General features: G+C 59.5%; 14 protein-coding genes. 9 read left to right on the top strand and 5 right to left on the bottom strand.

Features of this window, described 5'->3' with window-relative positions; translation table 11 throughout:
• Positions 1 to 35 precede the first annotated feature (35 nt).
• Positions 36 to 1,331, top strand: coding sequence for an MFS transporter (locus tag GHN86_RS15110; RefSeq protein ID WP_153386863.1), 1,296 nt, complete (start codon positions 36 to 38; stop codon positions 1,329 to 1,331).
• A 20-nt stretch (positions 1,332 to 1,351) separates the two neighbouring features.
• On the top strand, positions 1,352 to 2,326 hold the full coding sequence (locus tag GHN86_RS15105; protein WP_153381165.1) for a 2-hydroxyacid dehydrogenase: 975 nt from the start codon (positions 1,352 to 1,354) through the stop codon (positions 2,324 to 2,326).
• Positions 2,327 to 2,334: 8 nt separating this feature from the next.
• Here GHN86_RS15105 and GHN86_RS15100 read toward each other — a convergent pair whose 3' ends face one another.
• The gene (locus GHN86_RS15100; protein ID WP_153381166.1) at positions 2,335 to 3,741 is read right to left on the bottom strand and encodes an NAD(P)/FAD-dependent oxidoreductase; all 1,407 of its coding nucleotides are present in this window, start codon (positions 3,739 to 3,741) and stop codon (positions 2,335 to 2,337) included.
• Between the two features lie 238 nt (positions 3,742 to 3,979).
• Between GHN86_RS15100 and GHN86_RS15095 the strand changes: the two genes are divergently transcribed.
• Positions 3,980 to 4,258, top strand: coding sequence for a DUF1652 domain-containing protein (locus GHN86_RS15095; RefSeq protein ID WP_153381167.1), 279 nt, complete (start codon positions 3,980 to 3,982; stop codon positions 4,256 to 4,258).
• A 156-nt stretch (positions 4,259 to 4,414) separates the two neighbouring features.
• Here the strand turns inward: GHN86_RS15095 and GHN86_RS15090 are convergent, their stop codons facing one another.
• The 3 genes from GHN86_RS15090 to punC form a co-directional block, all read right to left on the bottom strand.
• Positions 4,415 to 6,886 carry a UvrD-helicase domain-containing protein gene (locus tag GHN86_RS15090; RefSeq protein ID WP_323369447.1) on the bottom strand — a complete coding sequence of 824 codons (2,472 nt, stop codon included), beginning with the start codon at positions 6,884 to 6,886 and terminating at the stop codon, positions 4,415 to 4,417.
• Between the two features lie 101 nt (positions 6,887 to 6,987).
• Entirely contained in the window at positions 6,988 to 7,524 is a 537-nt protein-coding gene (locus GHN86_RS15085) for a hypothetical protein (protein WP_153381169.1), read from the bottom strand.
• Between the two features lie 56 nt (positions 7,525 to 7,580).
• Positions 7,581 to 8,762 carry a purine nucleoside transporter PunC gene (punC, locus tag GHN86_RS15080; protein WP_153381170.1) on the bottom strand — a complete coding sequence of 394 codons (1,182 nt, stop codon included), beginning with the start codon at positions 8,760 to 8,762 and terminating at the stop codon, positions 7,581 to 7,583.
• 117 nt (positions 8,763 to 8,879) lie between these two features.
• Here punC and punR point away from each other — a divergent pair, with 117 nt between their 5' ends.
• Positions 8,880 to 9,797 (top strand): DNA-binding transcriptional activator PunR, encoded by a 918-nt coding sequence (punR, locus tag GHN86_RS15075; protein ID WP_153381171.1) that lies wholly within the window; start codon positions 8,880 to 8,882, stop codon positions 9,795 to 9,797.
• Here the strand turns inward: punR and nikR are convergent.
• A complete protein-coding gene (nikR, locus tag GHN86_RS15070; RefSeq protein WP_153381173.1) occupies positions 9,794 to 10,210 on the bottom strand; it encodes a nickel-responsive transcriptional regulator NikR in 417 nt (138 codons plus the stop codon). The two genes, punR and nikR, sit on opposite strands and share 4 nt — an antisense overlap.
• Before the next feature lie 104 nt (positions 10,211 to 10,314).
• Here nikR and nikA point away from each other — a divergent pair, with 104 nt between their 5' ends.
• The 5 genes from nikA to nikE are packed head-to-tail and all read left to right on the top strand — an operon-like array spanning position 10,315 to position 15,255.
• Positions 10,315 to 11,874, top strand: coding sequence for a nickel ABC transporter substrate-binding protein (gene nikA / locus GHN86_RS15065; RefSeq protein ID WP_153381175.1), 1,560 nt, complete (start codon positions 10,315 to 10,317; stop codon positions 11,872 to 11,874).
• Between the two features lie 3 nt (positions 11,875 to 11,877).
• The gene (gene nikB / locus GHN86_RS15060) at positions 11,878 to 12,819 is read left to right on the top strand and encodes a nickel ABC transporter permease subunit NikB (RefSeq protein WP_153381176.1); all 942 of its coding nucleotides are present in this window, start codon (positions 11,878 to 11,880) and stop codon (positions 12,817 to 12,819) included.
• Positions 12,816 to 13,661, top strand: coding sequence for a nickel ABC transporter permease subunit NikC (nikC, locus tag GHN86_RS15055; RefSeq protein ID WP_122782399.1), 846 nt, complete (start codon positions 12,816 to 12,818; stop codon positions 13,659 to 13,661). The genes nikB and nikC overlap by 4 nt, the downstream gene beginning before the upstream one ends.
• Positions 13,658 to 14,431, top strand: a complete 774-nt coding sequence (locus tag GHN86_RS15050) for an ATP-binding cassette domain-containing protein (RefSeq protein WP_153381178.1) — start codon at positions 13,658 to 13,660, stop codon at positions 14,429 to 14,431. The genes nikC and GHN86_RS15050 overlap by 4 nt, the downstream gene beginning before the upstream one ends.
• A complete protein-coding gene (nikE, locus tag GHN86_RS15045; RefSeq protein ID WP_153381180.1) occupies positions 14,428 to 15,255 on the top strand; it encodes a nickel import ATP-binding protein NikE in 828 nt (275 codons plus the stop codon). Before GHN86_RS15050 ends, nikE begins: the two co-directional genes overlap by 4 nt.
• The last annotated feature ends 176 nt before the right edge of the window (positions 15,256 to 15,431 follow it).

Here is a 15,431-nt window from a genome sequence, read left to right as displayed (position 1 = left end):
GCTGCGACAAAAACAACAAGCTCAGGAGCAACATTATGCAATCGCTAAAACTCGCTGCCCGTCGGTGGTGGTACATCATGCCGATCGTATTTATCACCTACAGCCTGGCCTACCTGGACCGGGCCAACTATGGTTTTGCCGCCGCATCAGGCATGGCCGCCGACCTCAACATCACACCGGGCCTGTCGTCGCTGCTGGGTGCGTTGTTCTTCCTCGGCTACTTTTTCTTTCAGGTACCGGGGGCGATTTATGCGCAGAAAAACAGCGTCAAGAAGCTGATTTTTGTCAGCCTGATCCTCTGGGGCAGTTTGGCCACGTTGACTGGCGTGGTCTCCAACGCCTACACGTTGATCGTGATCCGCTTCATGCTCGGCGTGGTTGAAGCGGCGGTAATGCCGGCCATGCTGGTGTACCCGTGCCACTGGTTCACCCGTGCCGAACGCTCGCGGGCCAACACTTTTCTGATCCTCGGCAACCCGGTGACCATGTTGTGGATGTCGGTGGTGTCGGGCTATCTGGTGCAGCATTACAGCTGGCGCTGGATGTTTATCATCGAAGGCTTGCCAGCCGTGCTCTGGGCCTTTATCTGGTGGCGTTTGGCGGATGACCGTCCAAGCGACGCGAAATGGCTCAGCCATCAGGAAAAACAAGACCTGCAAAGCGCGCTGGATGCCGAACAGGTCGGCATCAAGCCGGTGAAGAACTACGCCGCTGCCTTCCGCTCACCGAAAGTCATCCTGCTGTCCTTGCAATTCTTTTGCTGGAGCATTGGCGTCTACGGCTTCGTGCTGTGGCTGCCGTCGATTCTCAAGCAAGGCGCACAGATGGACATGATCGAAGCCGGCTGGCTCTCGGCCCTGCCCTATCTGGCGGCCGTGATCGCCATGCTGGCGGTGTCCTGGGGCTCGGACAAACTGCAAAAGCGCAAACGCTTCGTCTGGCCTCCGCTGCTGCTCGCCTCGATTGCCTTTTACGGCTCCTATGCGCTGGGCGCCGAACACTTCTGGTGGTCCTACGCCTTGCTGGTGATTGCCGGTGCCTGCATGTACGCCCCGTATGGCCCGTTTTTCGCCATCATCCCGGAGATTCTGCCGTCCAACGTGGCGGGCGGGGCCATGGCGCTGATCAACAGCATGGGCGCGCTGGGCTCGTTTGCCGGTTCCTATCTGGTCGGCTACCTGAACAGTGAAACCGGCTCGCCGGGGGCTTCTTTCCTGCTGATGAGCGGCGCACTGCTGATTTCTGTCCTGCTCACGCTCATGCTCAAACCCACGGTCAATGACACCGCAGCGCCTACCCGGCTGGCTGCGCCGCGTCTGGCCCACTCTTGATACCCGAATCGGTGACTGCTTTGAAAAAACATGTCGTGCTGTATAAAAAACTCTCCGATGCACTGATGCAGCGCCTCGAAGAACAGGCCCACGTGACCCTGATCGAGAAACTCGATGAACAGGGTCTGGCGCAACTGCGCGCTGCCCTGCCCCACGCCCAAGGTCTACTGGGCGCCAGCTTGAAACTGGATGCCACTCTGCTGGATCTGGCGCCGCAACTTGAGGCGGTTGCCAGCGTCTCCGTGGGCGTGGACAACTACGACATCAATTACCTCAGCGAACGCAAGATCCTGCTGACCAACACCCCCGACGTGCTGACCGAAACCACGGCGGACACGGGCTTTGCCCTGATTCTGGCGAGCGCCCGCCGCGTCGTGGAACTGGCCAATATGGTGCGCACGGGCCACTGGCAAAAAAACGTCGGGCCGGAGCATTTCGGCACCGATGTGCATGGCAAAACCTTGGGCATTATCGGCATGGGCCGCATCGGTGAAGCCCTTGCCCAGCGCGGGCATTTTGGCTTCGGCATGCCGGTGATCTACCACAGCAACACGCCTAAACCGGCCGTCGAGGCGCGGTTTAATGCGCAATACCGCAGCCTGGATGAATTGCTGCAACAAGCAGACTTTGTTTGCCTCACTCTGCCGTTGACCCCTCAGACGGAAAACCTGATGGGCGCTGAACAGTTTGCCCAGATGCGCCCCGAGAGCATCTTCATCAACATCTCTCGCGGCAAAGTGGTGGACGAACCGGCGCTGATCAACGCCTTGAAGCAAGGCCAGATTCGCGGTGCCGGACTGGACGTATTCGTGCGCGAACCGCTGGAACCGACGTCGCCCTTGTTGCAACTGGACAACGTGGTGGCAACGCCGCATATCGGCTCGGCCACCTATGAGACCCGCGAAGCCATGGCCCGCTGCGCGGTGGACAACCTGCTGGCGGCGTTGGCCGGTGAGCGCCCGGCCAATCTGGTCAACCCGCAAGCCCTGCGCTGAGGGTGTGGTTAGTGCATTAAGCTTTCCATAAACCCGGCCATCCTCTGAGCAAACTGCCGACGCCACGGCGGGCTGTTCGGGTTGGCCAGGGTTTTATCTTCATGGACAAAACTGCGGATCACGGCGTTGTAACCCAGCCAGCGACAAGGCTCCGGCTCCCACGCCTTGAGCGCGCCCAACCCACCTTCGGTCAAGACCCAGGGCTGTTTAACCTCAAGAGTGTCTCGCTGCAATATCAGGTCGGCCAGCGTGCGGCCGCCCAGATGGCTGGCGCCTACACCTTCGCCGCCATAGCCCCCGGCCAGCGCAATGCCTTGCGCGTGGTCACAGAGCATATGCGGTTGAAACCTGCGCGCCATGCCCAGATTGCCGCCCCACGCGTGGCTGATGGTGACGTTTTTCAACGCGGGGAACAGCTCACCGAACAAATAGCGGCGAAGCTCTATTTCGTTGTCGGTGAGATCGAAGCTGTGCCGCAGACGTCCACCAAACTGATAGCCGCCGCGTGCGCCAAACACCAGCCGGTTATCAGCGGTACGCTGGCCGTAGGTCACTTGTTTGCTGAACTCGCTGAACGCCTGCCCCTGTGACAGACCGATTTCATCCCACTGCGCGGCTGACAACGGCTCGGTGGCCACGATCAGACTCTGCACGGGCAATTGATAGCGGCCCAGCGTGTTCAGAGTAGCGGCGTAACCCTCAACAGCGGGCACCACCCAACCGCTGCGCACCTGAGCCTTGGCCGTACGCACGAGACCCGATTGCCAATGGCTGACCGGGCTTTGCTCAAAAATACGCACGCCCATGCGCTCCACGGCGCGAGCGAGCCCCCGAACCAGCTTGGCCGGATGCAGGGTGGCGACATGCGGGGTATAAATGCCGCCATAAGGCTTGGCTATTCGCAACTGTTGCGCCAGTTCGTCGGGGCTTAACCAACGGTAGTCGGACGTGCTCAACCCTTGGCTGTAAAGGTCCGCCAGATACCGGCGCAGACTGTCTTCCTGTTCCGGGTAACGTGCGGCGCAGTACAACGCGCCACCTTTGCGGTAATCGCAGGCGATGCCTTCACGATCAATAACCGCTTTCACCTCATCAGGAATGGCGTGCAGCAAATCGAACGACTGGCGGCGGCGCTCGGGGGACAGCCCTGCAAGCAGCCGGTCCTCGCCCAGCAGGTTGCCCATCAACCAACCACCGTTACGACCTGAAGCGCCAAAGCCCGCCGTTTGCGCCTCGACAATGGCAATGTTCAACTCAGGTGCATGGCGCTTGAGGTAGTAAGCCGTCCACAGCCCGGTATAACCGGCACCGATGATCGCAACATCGACATCCAGATCCTGCTCAAGAGACGGCCTGGGGCTGAGGTCCTCTGCAAGCTGATCCATCCACAAACTGATTGAGCGCCATGCCGGCATTTGCGACTCCAGACGGTTGCAAGAAAGGGAGGACTTTACCGCGCAGCGCCTTATGAACGGCGGCTAAATCGCTTCACTGCATGATTTGCATCAAAGCACGACCAAACAATCTAAGCGCGGGAGATAAAAGGCTTGTGCCAACCGATATGAATGATAGGTTTGAACACGAACCTCTCGCAAATACGTGGGTCAGGGGCAGCCCTGATCGTCAAATCCATTGAGCAAAAGGAAGCGCTCCATGAACCTGCAAACCGAGCATCACAAGGTCACTTTCCCCAATGCCTGCCAACTGATGCGCTGGCATTTTCATCCGATGGGCTTTGAGGCGACCATGGACGCGCCGCGAAGCATGGTGGCCCGTTTGTTTGACCGTGCCAGCGGTGAAACGTTGATTGCCATTGCTGGCATCCCCTGCTCAACCGTCATGAGCCCCGGCGAAGTGGGCCGCATCATACAAGCGGTCGAAGACGAACTCGAAAGCTTCAGCCCGCCAGTAGCCTGGCAGGCGCTGGCTTAAGGCTGCGATCGCAAACCAAGCGACGGGTTTACGACGGCTTCGCCGCCTATCGCAGCCTTCGTTCCTCGTCAGCGACTACATGGCCTGTAGTCGCTGACGAAGGCTGCGATCGAGCGCGCAGCGGTCGTAAAACCATGCGCCACGGTGTGTCAGGTTTTACGAAGTTTGAGCCACACGTTGGTCTTCAAAAAACGCTTTGTCCCCAGGAATGCGATCCGAGGCCTTGGGCACATTCGGCCCTTGAGCCTCCGAGCTTTCCAGATACCAATAGCAATGCTGCACCGCGCGGGTGATACCGACATAGGCCAATCGCAATATCTCGTCTTTCTGCGCCGAGTCGTAAGGCTCCGGGTCGCCCTCTTTGCCTAGACCCGCCATGCGGTACACCTGATTTTTATAGGGCGAAGACGTCAGGTGCTGACAATCACCCAACAAGAACACCACATCCGCCTGTAACCCTTTTGAGCTGTGATAGGTCAGTTGTTTTAATCTGCGGTCTTCCGGCGGCAAGCTGGAATCCACATTAACTATCGACTGAATATCCTTTTCAATCAGTAACTTGTCGCTACTTTTTCGATACAACATCAAGATCCGATCACCGGCGTTGTAATGCTCGGTCAGTCGCGCCACCAAGTCCTCAACATCGCGACTCATCACCTTCACCGGCTCCAGCGCTTTCGGCTCGCCGCTGGCTTTGGCCCGCTTGCCCGCAATAGAGGGCGCTGCACGCACGATATGCTCGGCGGCGTCGATGATGTGCTGGTGGCTGCGAAAGTTGTCGCTGAGCATCACCCGGGTCGTCGCCGGCGACGGGAATTCCTTGTTGAACGCTATAAAGTACTGGGGCGAACTGCCTCGCCAGCCATAGATCGACTGCCAGTCGTCGCCCACGCACAGCAGCGACGAACGTTGAGCCCCTCTGCCGACATGCATCGCCGGGCCACGGCTGCGGATTTCGCGCAGGCTTGCACGCAACCACGAGACGATTTGCGGTGAGACGTCCTGAAATTCATCAATCATCAAATGCGACAGCGGCCGTAATTGTTCATGACTGAGCAGTTTGAAATTCTGCGGGGTGTTCTCGCCAAACAGCGAGAACATGCGGTTGTACGTCATGACAGGCGGGCTTTGCGCCAACAGGTGATCTTCCAGCGCTCGCCAGTACAGACTCAGCGCCTCAAAGAAAAACCGGTCTGGATCATCCTTGGCAAAACGCATATCGCCCACGGCGGCGCAAACGTCCAGCCCCAGGTTTTCAATGAAGCTGGCGGCAGCCACGAAACAGTCCAGCAAGGGTGCCGAACCCAGTTCGCCTTTAAGCCTGTAATCAAACCCCGGACCGGCACTGGCATCCCCCGCCAGCGAAGCAACCACGCGCTTAGCGGCCTCGTAATTTTCCAGCCATATCAATGGTTTATCGCAGAAAGCTCGAAACAAAGTACGCTTTACAGCCCACTCAGCCCGCACCGCCAGACGCGCACCGGGCCGGGTAATCTGCGGGTTTTCCCGAGCATCAAAGCCCAGCACCACCCACGCATCCAATTGCGGGATATAGCCGTGACAATGAAACAGCGCGCCATTGATCTGCAGCACTTCGCGGCTCGGTTCGATGCCCTGAATGGGCCAGGCACCCGCCGCAAACCACAGGTCTTCGAGGGTGTCGCACAGTTCTTCGTCACGCTTGGACGCCAGCTCTGTGACAGCCATGCGTTTTTGCACGTCGGGGTGATCGCGCTCCAGCTCTTTAAGTTGCAGGGCATGGCGGCATAACGGCGCGACCGCTTCGCGAAAACGCTCACTGGCGGTATAAAGCCCGTGATAGCAGGCATTCAATTGTTGGCGCTGTGCGTCATTGATGCGTAAATCGAACGGGTTACTGTCGCCCTCGTCGTCATTGAGCAGGCTACGCGTGCTCAGCGTTTCGAAGGCTTGCAACTGGCTGTAGCCGGGCAAGCTGCGCACCATCGGCAATATTCGCGAATGGAACGTACGCACCACATCCCGCGCCTCCTTGAGGCTCAAGGTGCGGCCCCACAGGGCGAAGATGTCTTGCAGCTTGGCGATGAAATCCTTGCGCGACTCGCGGGTAAAGGTCACCACGGTCATCGAGCTGAGTTCAAAGCCCAAATAATGGGTGAGCAGCAGAATACGCAACACCAGCGAGGTCGACTTGCCAGCCCCTGCCCCGGCAACCACCGAGGTTGACGGCGTATCGCTGAAGATCATCTTCCATTGCGCGGCACTGGGCTGCGCGTACTCAGGCAGCAGAGCGGCCACATCCGCTTTGATCTGTTTCTTCAGGTCGGCGCTAAGGGGCAAGCGCCAGTCATCGAACAGATGGTCATCAATGCCCGGCGCACGCAGCTCCTGGGGACGCGTGTCGCTGATGAACAACACCTGACGGCCTTCTTCGAGGCCCTCGGCATGCCCCTCCTTGAAGCCGTAGTCAACGCCCGCGCTGTGTCCGCTGCGAAACCCGTCGGCTTGCCCGTGCAACCAGGACGCGGCATGTTGCGCCCGCAAACGACTCAAGCCGCTGCCGAAGACACGTGCGGCAAGGCGTTTGAGCAAGGGTAATTGGGCAAGGGGGGCGAGTTCTTCAAGCTGATCGGGGGTGTGTTGCGGCACGCTGACTCCAGTCTGTGAGGCTGTCCGGACGGATGGGCTATGGTCGCTGGATTGCCCGTTGAAATCCAGCGAATTGCTGGAACATCAGCGGGTTGGAGCAATCAGGTCATCTGGATGTACAACGAAAATGCCCCCAGCACCATCCAGAAGCAGCCGAAGATCCACGGCGAGCGCACGGAAAACATCAACGACTTTTTATAGCCTTTGTGCGTGGACTCCATTTCGCAGAACAGCGGTGACTCATCGTAGGCCATGCCCATCACCGGTTCGCTGCTGAGCAGTTCGCTTTGTTTGAAGTACCAATGATCAATGATGTCGTACGCCGCCCGAATGCCTGGCCAGGCATTAATGGAGATTACGATGCCCAGAATGGCCAGCAACGGCGGCACTGTGAGGGTAAAAAACTTGCCCCACTCGGGGTTGATGTTGGCCATGCACGACGCAAAGGCGATCACCAGAAAGGCCTGAGCCGCCAGATAAGCATCCGTGCGGTGGGACAAAATGCTGGTTTCGTACTGGATTTCACGCCGGTAAAAATCCAGTCGATCCTTGGGAGAACCGAACATTTTGGCATCGTGGTTGGTCAGGACAGCTTCTGGCGTGGGGTCTGGATTGCGGTCTGTAATTATTTGGGTCATCAAGAGCGCTCGCTCAGTGGCTCGAACACTCTTTGAGGCAAACGGGGGCAACTAGTTCAGCCTGTGGCCCGTTCCACTGTGGGGGATTTGTACCGCGCAATCAGGAAACCCAGCACCGCCAACGGTGCAGTGGCCAACATCACTTCAACCGTAATTTGCAGGGGCTGGCTGATATAGGTCGAGACCAGCAAGCTGCCGAGAAAACACAAGCCCAATTGCAGGGTGTTTTGCAAGCCGGCCGCCTTGCCCGAGTTTTGGGCAAACGGCATCAGCGCATTCGCCACCACAATCGGGTAGCTCGCCCCATTGACCAGTGCCATCAGGCAAAAGGGAATCAGCAAGGTCAGCAGTTTCGGTTCTGTTTGGGTGGCCACGGCATACAACCCGACCATGCTTGCGCAATAGGCCAGCAGCAGCCACGGCAGCAGCTTGCGACTTTTGATGCGTTGCAAGGCGCTGCGGCAACCGTAGCCGCCGATCATGAAGGCCAGTGTCGGGAACGCGTAGCTCAAGCCAATATCACCGGGGCTGTAACCCATGTCACCGAGGATAAAGGGTGAAGCGGTCAACCAGGCGAAGAAACTGGCCGAGCAGGCGGCAAAGATCATCACGTTGCCGCTAAAACTCGGCGAACGCAGCAACTGCCAATAGCTGAGGGAGGTTTTGGCCGGGCGGGTTGCCGTGCGCGGCTTTTCCTTGAGCAGCAACGTGGGGACGATCAGCAACACCGACAGGCCCAATAGCACCGTGAAAATGGCTTGCCAGCCCAAATGGCCCAGCACCACCGCACCCAACAACGGCGCCAATGCAGGGGACAAGCCCATCAGCGGCATGATGCCCGCAAACACCCGGCTGGCACGCTCGGCAGGGTAGCGATCAATCACCAGCGCTTGCCAGGTCACCGCCGCCGCACACACACCGATGGCCTGAATAAAACGCAGGGCCAACAGCAACGCGGCATTGTCGACCCAGAGCATGCCCAGACAACCGAGGGCGAACATCGACAGCCCTGCCAGCAGCACCGGTTTGCGGCCCAGTCGGTCAGACAGCGGCCCCCAAAGCAATTGACCCAAGGCAAACCCGGCCAGAAAGATGCTCAGGCTGGCGCCTACCGCACCCGCGGACAGCCCCAGTTCGCTGCGCAGCGTGCCAAACGCCGGCAAATACATGTCCATCGCCAGATAGCCGAGCATGCTCAGCCCGGCGAGGTAAACGGTAAAACCCACTGAATTTTTCATGTGCATCCAAAACTTGCCATCAAACAATTTGTTGACTGGCGCGCATTATGCGGCTGATGATTTCTTTGTGAAGCGAGAATAATTGCCCACTGATATCAATTTTTTTGAAGGCTAACCATGTGGTCTGAATACTCGCTGGACGTTATCGACGCGGTGGCCCGCCACGGCAGTTTCAGCGGTGCCGCGCAAGAATTGCATCGCGTGCCTTCAGCCATCAGTTACACCGTGCGCCAATTGGAACAGTGGCTGGCGGTGCCGTTGTTTGTGCGCCGCCATCGTGATGTTGAACTGACCCCGGCCGGGCACATGTTTGTCAAAGAAGCCCGCGACGTGATGAAAAAAATGCTCGGCACCCGGCGCCTGTGCCAACAAGTCGCCAATGGCTGGAGCGGTCAATTACGGGTGGGGGTGGACTCGATCATCAAAAAACCGCGCTGCCAACAGATGGTCATCGACTTTTACCGGCACTTCCCCGATGTCGAGCTGATCGTTCACTACGAGGTGTACAACGGGGTGTGGGATGCGCTGGTGGATGCGCGCGCGGATCTGGTGATCGGCGCAACCCGGGCTGTGCCGGTGGCTGGCAGCTTTGCCTTTCGCGACATGGGCGCACTGGACTGGTTATGCGTGGCCAGCCCGCAACACCCGCTGGCGTCACGAGAGGGCTTGCTGCTGGATGATCAACTGCGCCCCTACCCTGCGCTATGCATGGACGACACCTCGCGCAGTCTACCCAAACGCGATACCTGGACGCTGGACAATCAGCGCCGGATGATGGTGCCGGACTGGGCCACGGCCTTGAACTGCCTGACCGAAGGCCTGTGCGTAGGCATGGCCCCTGCGCATCAAGTTCAGCCGTTGATAGAACGAGGCCTGCTGGTGGCGTTGCATTTGCAGCGACCTTTCCCGTCCAGTCCCTCTTGCATTGCCTGGGTGCAGGACAATCACTCTCCGGCCATGAGCTGGCTGCTGGACTATCTTGGGGACACCCCGACCTTGAATCAGGAATGGCTGAACCAAACGGCGGTGAGTTAAAGGTCTTCGCCAGCAGGTAATGGAATGATCTGCGCGCTGCCGTGGCGAACCCCGCGCTCGGCCATCACCTGACGTGCCAGTTGCGACACCTCGCTCACCGAGCCTTTGAGTACGGACACTTCCATGCATTTGCCCTGATCGAGGTGCACATGCAGCGTCGACAAGGTCAGGTCATGGTGATCATGGAAGGCACCGTTCAGGCGCTTCGACAACTCACGGGTGCCATGATCGTAGACGTAGCTCAAGGTCGCCACACAGGCGCCGTCGGGGTCATCATCGCTGTGGGTTTGCAGCAGCCCGGTGCGCAATAAATCGCGCACGGCTTCTGAGCGGCCTTGATACCCGTGGCTGGACACGCGCTCGTCAATGGCGGCCAACAATGCGTCGTCCAGCGTAATCGTGACCCTCTGCATGCAATTAGCCTCGCAGTTATGAACTTTTGACATAGACTTCTTACCCGGTGAACAAACAGGCCAATAGCCATTAACCCGGGAGAAGCAGTGTGACGGACTCATGGATGAAAAAACAGCTGGCTGTATGGACGATTGGCGTCTGCCTGAGTACAGGTCTGCCGCTCGCCAGCGCCACTGAACCGGAACCGACGCTGACCTACTCATGGCCCACCAATGCCGGGCCGCTGGACCCCAGAGGTTACTCGCCCAACCAGATGTACGCCCAGGCCATGGTCTATGAACCGCTGGTGCGCTACACCCCACAAGGCACGCTGGAGCCGTGGCTGGCCACGCACTGGACGGTTTCGCCAGACGGCAAAACCTACACCTTCACCTTGCGCGACGGTGTGCAGTTCAGTGATGGCAGCCCGTTCAATGCCGCAGCGGCCAAAGCCAACCTTGATGCCGTGTTGAGCAACAGCCAGCGCCACCAGTGGATGGAGCTGGTCTCAACGCTGGAGCGCGTCGAAGCCCCTGACGAGCACACGCTGGTACTGACGCTCAAACACCCGTATTACCCGACGCTGATGGAACTGGCGCAAGTACGCCCGCTGCGTTTCGGTGCCCCGGCTGCCAAACCCGGCAAACCGGTGGGCACCGGGCCGTGGGTGCTGACGCAAACCCGGCGCGGCGAATATGATCGCTTTGAGCGTAACGCGCACTATTGGGGTAACAAGCCCGCGTACGGCTCGGTGCTGGTCAAAGTCATTTCCGACCCGGACAGCCGAGCCATTGCCCTGCAAACGGGCGAGATCGATTTGATTCAGGGCGCTGACGGTGAGATTTCCCCCGGCACCTTTGTGCGCCTGCGCGACTCAGGCTTTCACAGTGCCATTTCTGCCCCTTTGGCCACGCGAACGGTCGCAATGAACACCAATCTGGCCCCTACCAATGAGTTGGCGGTGCGTCAGGCCATCAATCAGGCGGTGGACAAAGACACGATTATTGCCAAAGTGCTGCACGGTCAAGAGCCGCGCGCCGACGCGCTGTTTGCTCGCAACATGCCCTACGCCGACCTTGGCCTCAAAGCCTTGCCTTACAACCCCGAACAGGCCAAAAAAACCCTTGAAGCAGCCGGCTGGACACTCCCGGCAGGCAAAACCGTGCGCGAGAAAAACGGCCAGCGACTGAGCACCGAGCTGGTATTCCTCGGCCCCAGCGCCTTGCAAAAAAGCCTCGCCGAAATCATTCAGGGTGAACTGGCCAAAGTCGGCATCGAGGTCAAGTTACGCGCCGAAGAAGACGGTGCACTGGTTCAGCGCCAACGCGAAGGCACATTCGGCATGATCTTCGCCGATACCTGGGGCGCCCCGTACGACCCGCATTCGTTTGTCAGCTCCATGCGTTACGCAGGCCACGCGGACTATATGGCCCAGCGCGGTTTGCCGATGAAGGACGCCATCGACCAGAAAATCGCCGAAGTGCTGGGTGAGACCGATGAAGGCAAGCGTGCCGAGGATTACCGCGAAATCCTCACCACCCTCCACGATCAGGCGGTCTACCTGCCGATCTCACACCTCACCGCCATCAGTGTGAACGCCAACAACGTCGATAACGTCGCCTTCGGCAGCACCTTGTTTGATGTGCCGTTCGAAGTCATGCACCCCACCCGCGGGAAGCCCTAAACCATGCTGCGCTATATCATTTTGCGGCTCGTGCTGCTGATTCCGGTCCTTCTGGGCGTGTCGTTGATCGTGTTTGTGTTGTTGCATTTGGGCAACGGCGACCCCGCGCTCGACTACCTGCGCCTGTCACAGATTCCGCCGACCGATGCCGCGCTGGCCGAGGCGCGACATGCGCTGGGGCTTGACCGTCCATTGCCTGAGCAATACCTGACGTGGTTGTGGAATGCCCTGCATCTGGATTTCGGCATGTCCTATATCACCGGGCGTCCGGTGCTCGACGATCTGTTGTATTACTTGCCGGCCACTCTGCAACTGGGCGGTCTGGCGCTGCTGGTGACGCTGGTCATGAGTGTTCCACTGGGGCTGGCCGCGGCGCGCTGGAAAGGCCGCTGGCCTGATCAGGTGGTGCGTTTCATCACCTTCATCGGCGTGTCGATGCCCAACTTCTGGCTGGCCTTTTTGCTCATCGCCCTGCTCTCGCTGTGGCTGGGCTGGTTGCCACCGATGGGCCGTGGTGGTCCCGAGCACTTGATCATGCCGGTACTGGCCATCGCGCTGATGTCGATGTCGATCAATGCCCGTTTGCTGCGCGCCAGCTTGCTCGACGTGCGCCAGCACCGGCATGTGTTCTATGCCCGTGCCCGCGGTCTGAATGAGCAGCGGGTGTGGCGCGACCATATCCTGCGCAATGCCTGGATGCCGCTGGTCACCGCCACCGGCATGCACATCGGCGAGCTGCTGGGCGGCGCGCTGGTGATTGAAACCATCTTCGCCTGGCCCGGTGTCGGGCGCTTCGCCGTCAGCGCTGTGCTTAACCGTGACTTCCCGGTGATGCAATGTTTCACCCTGCTGCTGACCACGTTGCTGGTGGTGTGCAACCTGGTGGTCGATATCTGCTACGCCTGGCTGGATCCACGCACACGCTCTTCGGGGGTAATGGCATGAGCACTTTGGCCGCAACGTTTTCAGGCAAAAAGACCGGGATGCGCATCGGCTACTGGTTGGTGGGCCTGTTGCTGATACTGGCCCTGTTCGGGCCGTGGATCGCCCACTACGACGCGACTCTGGTCGATCTCGACAACCGCCTGCTGCCCGCCAGTGCCCACCATTGGCTGGGTACCGATCACTTGGGGCGCGACGTTCTTTCACGGCTGATTGTCGGCACGCAGTTGTCATTAGGCAGCGTGGTACTGGTGCTGGGTCTGGTGTTGATTCTCGGGGTGATTATTGGCGGCGTGGCCGGGATAGTTGGCGGCAAGGTCGATATGGTGCTGATGCGCCTGTGCGACATGTTTCTGACCTTCCCTACGCTGGTACTGGCCTTTTTTCTGATAGCCCTGCTGGGCACCGGCCTGACCAACGTGATCATTGCCATCGCCCTGTCGCACTGGGCCTGGTATGCGCGCATGGTGCGCGGCATGGTGCTGGCCCAGCGCAACCGCGATTACGTGCTGGCCTCGCAGTTGGCCGGTGCCTCGCGCTTGACCCGTCTACGCCAACACGTGATGCCCAATGTGGTGGGCCAATTGCTGGTGCTGGCCTCGATGGACATTGGCCATATGATGCTGCACGTTTCCGGGCTGTCCTTCCTCGGCCTGGGCGTCAGCCCGCCCACCCCGGAATGGGGCGTCATGATCAACGACTCCAAGGAATTCATCTGGACCCACCCGCAATTGCTGCTGTGGCCCGGCCTGATGATTTTTATCTCGGTAATGGCCTTCAACCTGCTCGGTGACGCATTGCGCGACCGGCTTGACCCCAGTGTGCTGGCGGAGATCAAGGAATGAACACCCACCTGAGCATTCAAGGCATGAGCCTGCGGCATCAGCAGCGAACGCTGGTGCACAACCTGCAACTGACGTTAAAGGCCGGCCAGGTGCACGCCTTGGTCGGTGCCAGCGGTTCAGGCAAATCCCTGACCTGCCTGGGCATCCTCGACCTGCTGCCACCCGGTGTGCACTGTAGCGGCGCCACCTTGTTGCTGGACGGCAAGCCGGTTGAACCTGCCCAACTGCGTGGCCGCGAAGCCGCGCTGGTGCTGCAAAACCCGCGCAGCGCCTTCAACCCGGTGCGTTCATTGCGCCAGCATGCGCAGGAAACCCTGCACACCCGGGGCGTGACAGGCCGCGAGGCCGACGAACTGATTCACGCCACATTGAATGAGGTGGGCTTGTACGACGCTCAGCGTGTACTCGACTCTTTCGCCTTCCAGCTCAGTGGCGGCATGTTGCAGCGCATGATGATCGCCCTGGCGCTGCTCGCTGACAGCCGTTTTTTGCTGGCGGACGAACCGACCAGCGATCTGGACGTGGTTGCGCAAGCGCGCTTTCTGGACTTGCTGGAGCGGCTGGTGGATGAGCGCAATCTGGGCGTGCTGCTGATCACCCATGACATGGGCGTGGTCGCCCGTAGCGCGGATCACGTCAGCGTGATGGCCCACGGCCGCATTGTCGGGCAGGCCGATGTCTGCACCCTGTTCAACAACCCCCGCAGTGAAGAAGCGCGCACGTTGCTGGCGGCGCATCACGCTTTGACCCGAGAGGTTTGCCGCGCATGAGTATTTTTCAGGTACAAAACGTCAGCCACGGCTACACCGCTGGCGGGCTGTTCAGCAAGCGCCACCGGGTTCAGGTGCTCAGTGAATTGAGTCTCGACCTGCAGGATGGACAGAGCCTGGGGCTGCTGGGTGCCAGCGGCAGTGGCAAGAGCACCCTCGCCCGCCTGCTGATGGGGCTGGAAAGCCCTGATACGGGCAGCATTGCGTTTGCTGGCCAACCGCTGCGGGGGATCGACGATCCATTTTTAAAACGTGTGCAAATGGTTTTTCAGGACGCCCTGAGCGCGTTCAATCCCCAGCGCAGCATTGGCTGGAGCATCGCTGAGCCGTTGCGTCACCTCTCGCAACTGGATGCTGAGGCGTGCAAGGCACGGGTCACGCAACTGCTGGCGCAGGTGCAACTGAACCCCCGTGACATCGACAAACTGCCCGCCCAGCTCAGTGGCGGGCAACTGCAACGGGCCGGTATTGCGCGTGCGCTGGCGGTTAATCCGCAGTTGATTATTCTTGATGAAGCGCTGTCGAACCTTGACCGGGTGCTGCAAGTGCAGATTCTGGAGCTATTGGCCGAGGTGCGTCGTGAATCGGGCACGGCGTTTTTGTTGATTACGCATGATTTGAGTCTGGTGCGGTATTTTTGCCAGCGGGTGGTGGTGTTGGCAGACGGGCATGTGGTGGAGGATCAGGCGGTTAGCGCGCAGATGCGGTTTACCCACCCGGCGGCGTGTACGTTGCAGGACGCGGTGTTGCCGGCCATGCCGGTTGGGCGTGAGCGTAAAAGGGTTGTCAGTGAAGAGGTGCAAGAAGTTCAACTGGGGGCTTGATGCGTAGTTCACGGCACAGGAAGTTTTAGCTTTTAGCTTTTAGCTTTTAGAACGATGTGACTGCTGCCACCGAAAAAGTGAGAACGACACAGAGGCCCATCACAGGAGGCTGAACGCAGGTGCTGTTATGGGGGTGGCGAGGCAGGACGCCGAGCCAGCCGCGATCGGGCCAAGGA

The sequence above is a fragment of the Pseudomonas helleri genome (assembly GCF_009600315.1).
Lineage (GTDB): Bacteria > Pseudomonadota > Gammaproteobacteria > Pseudomonadales > Pseudomonadaceae > Aquipseudomonas > Aquipseudomonas helleri_A.
Note: the sequence above shows the minus strand (reverse complement) of the source record. Positions and strands in the feature narration are given on the sequence as shown.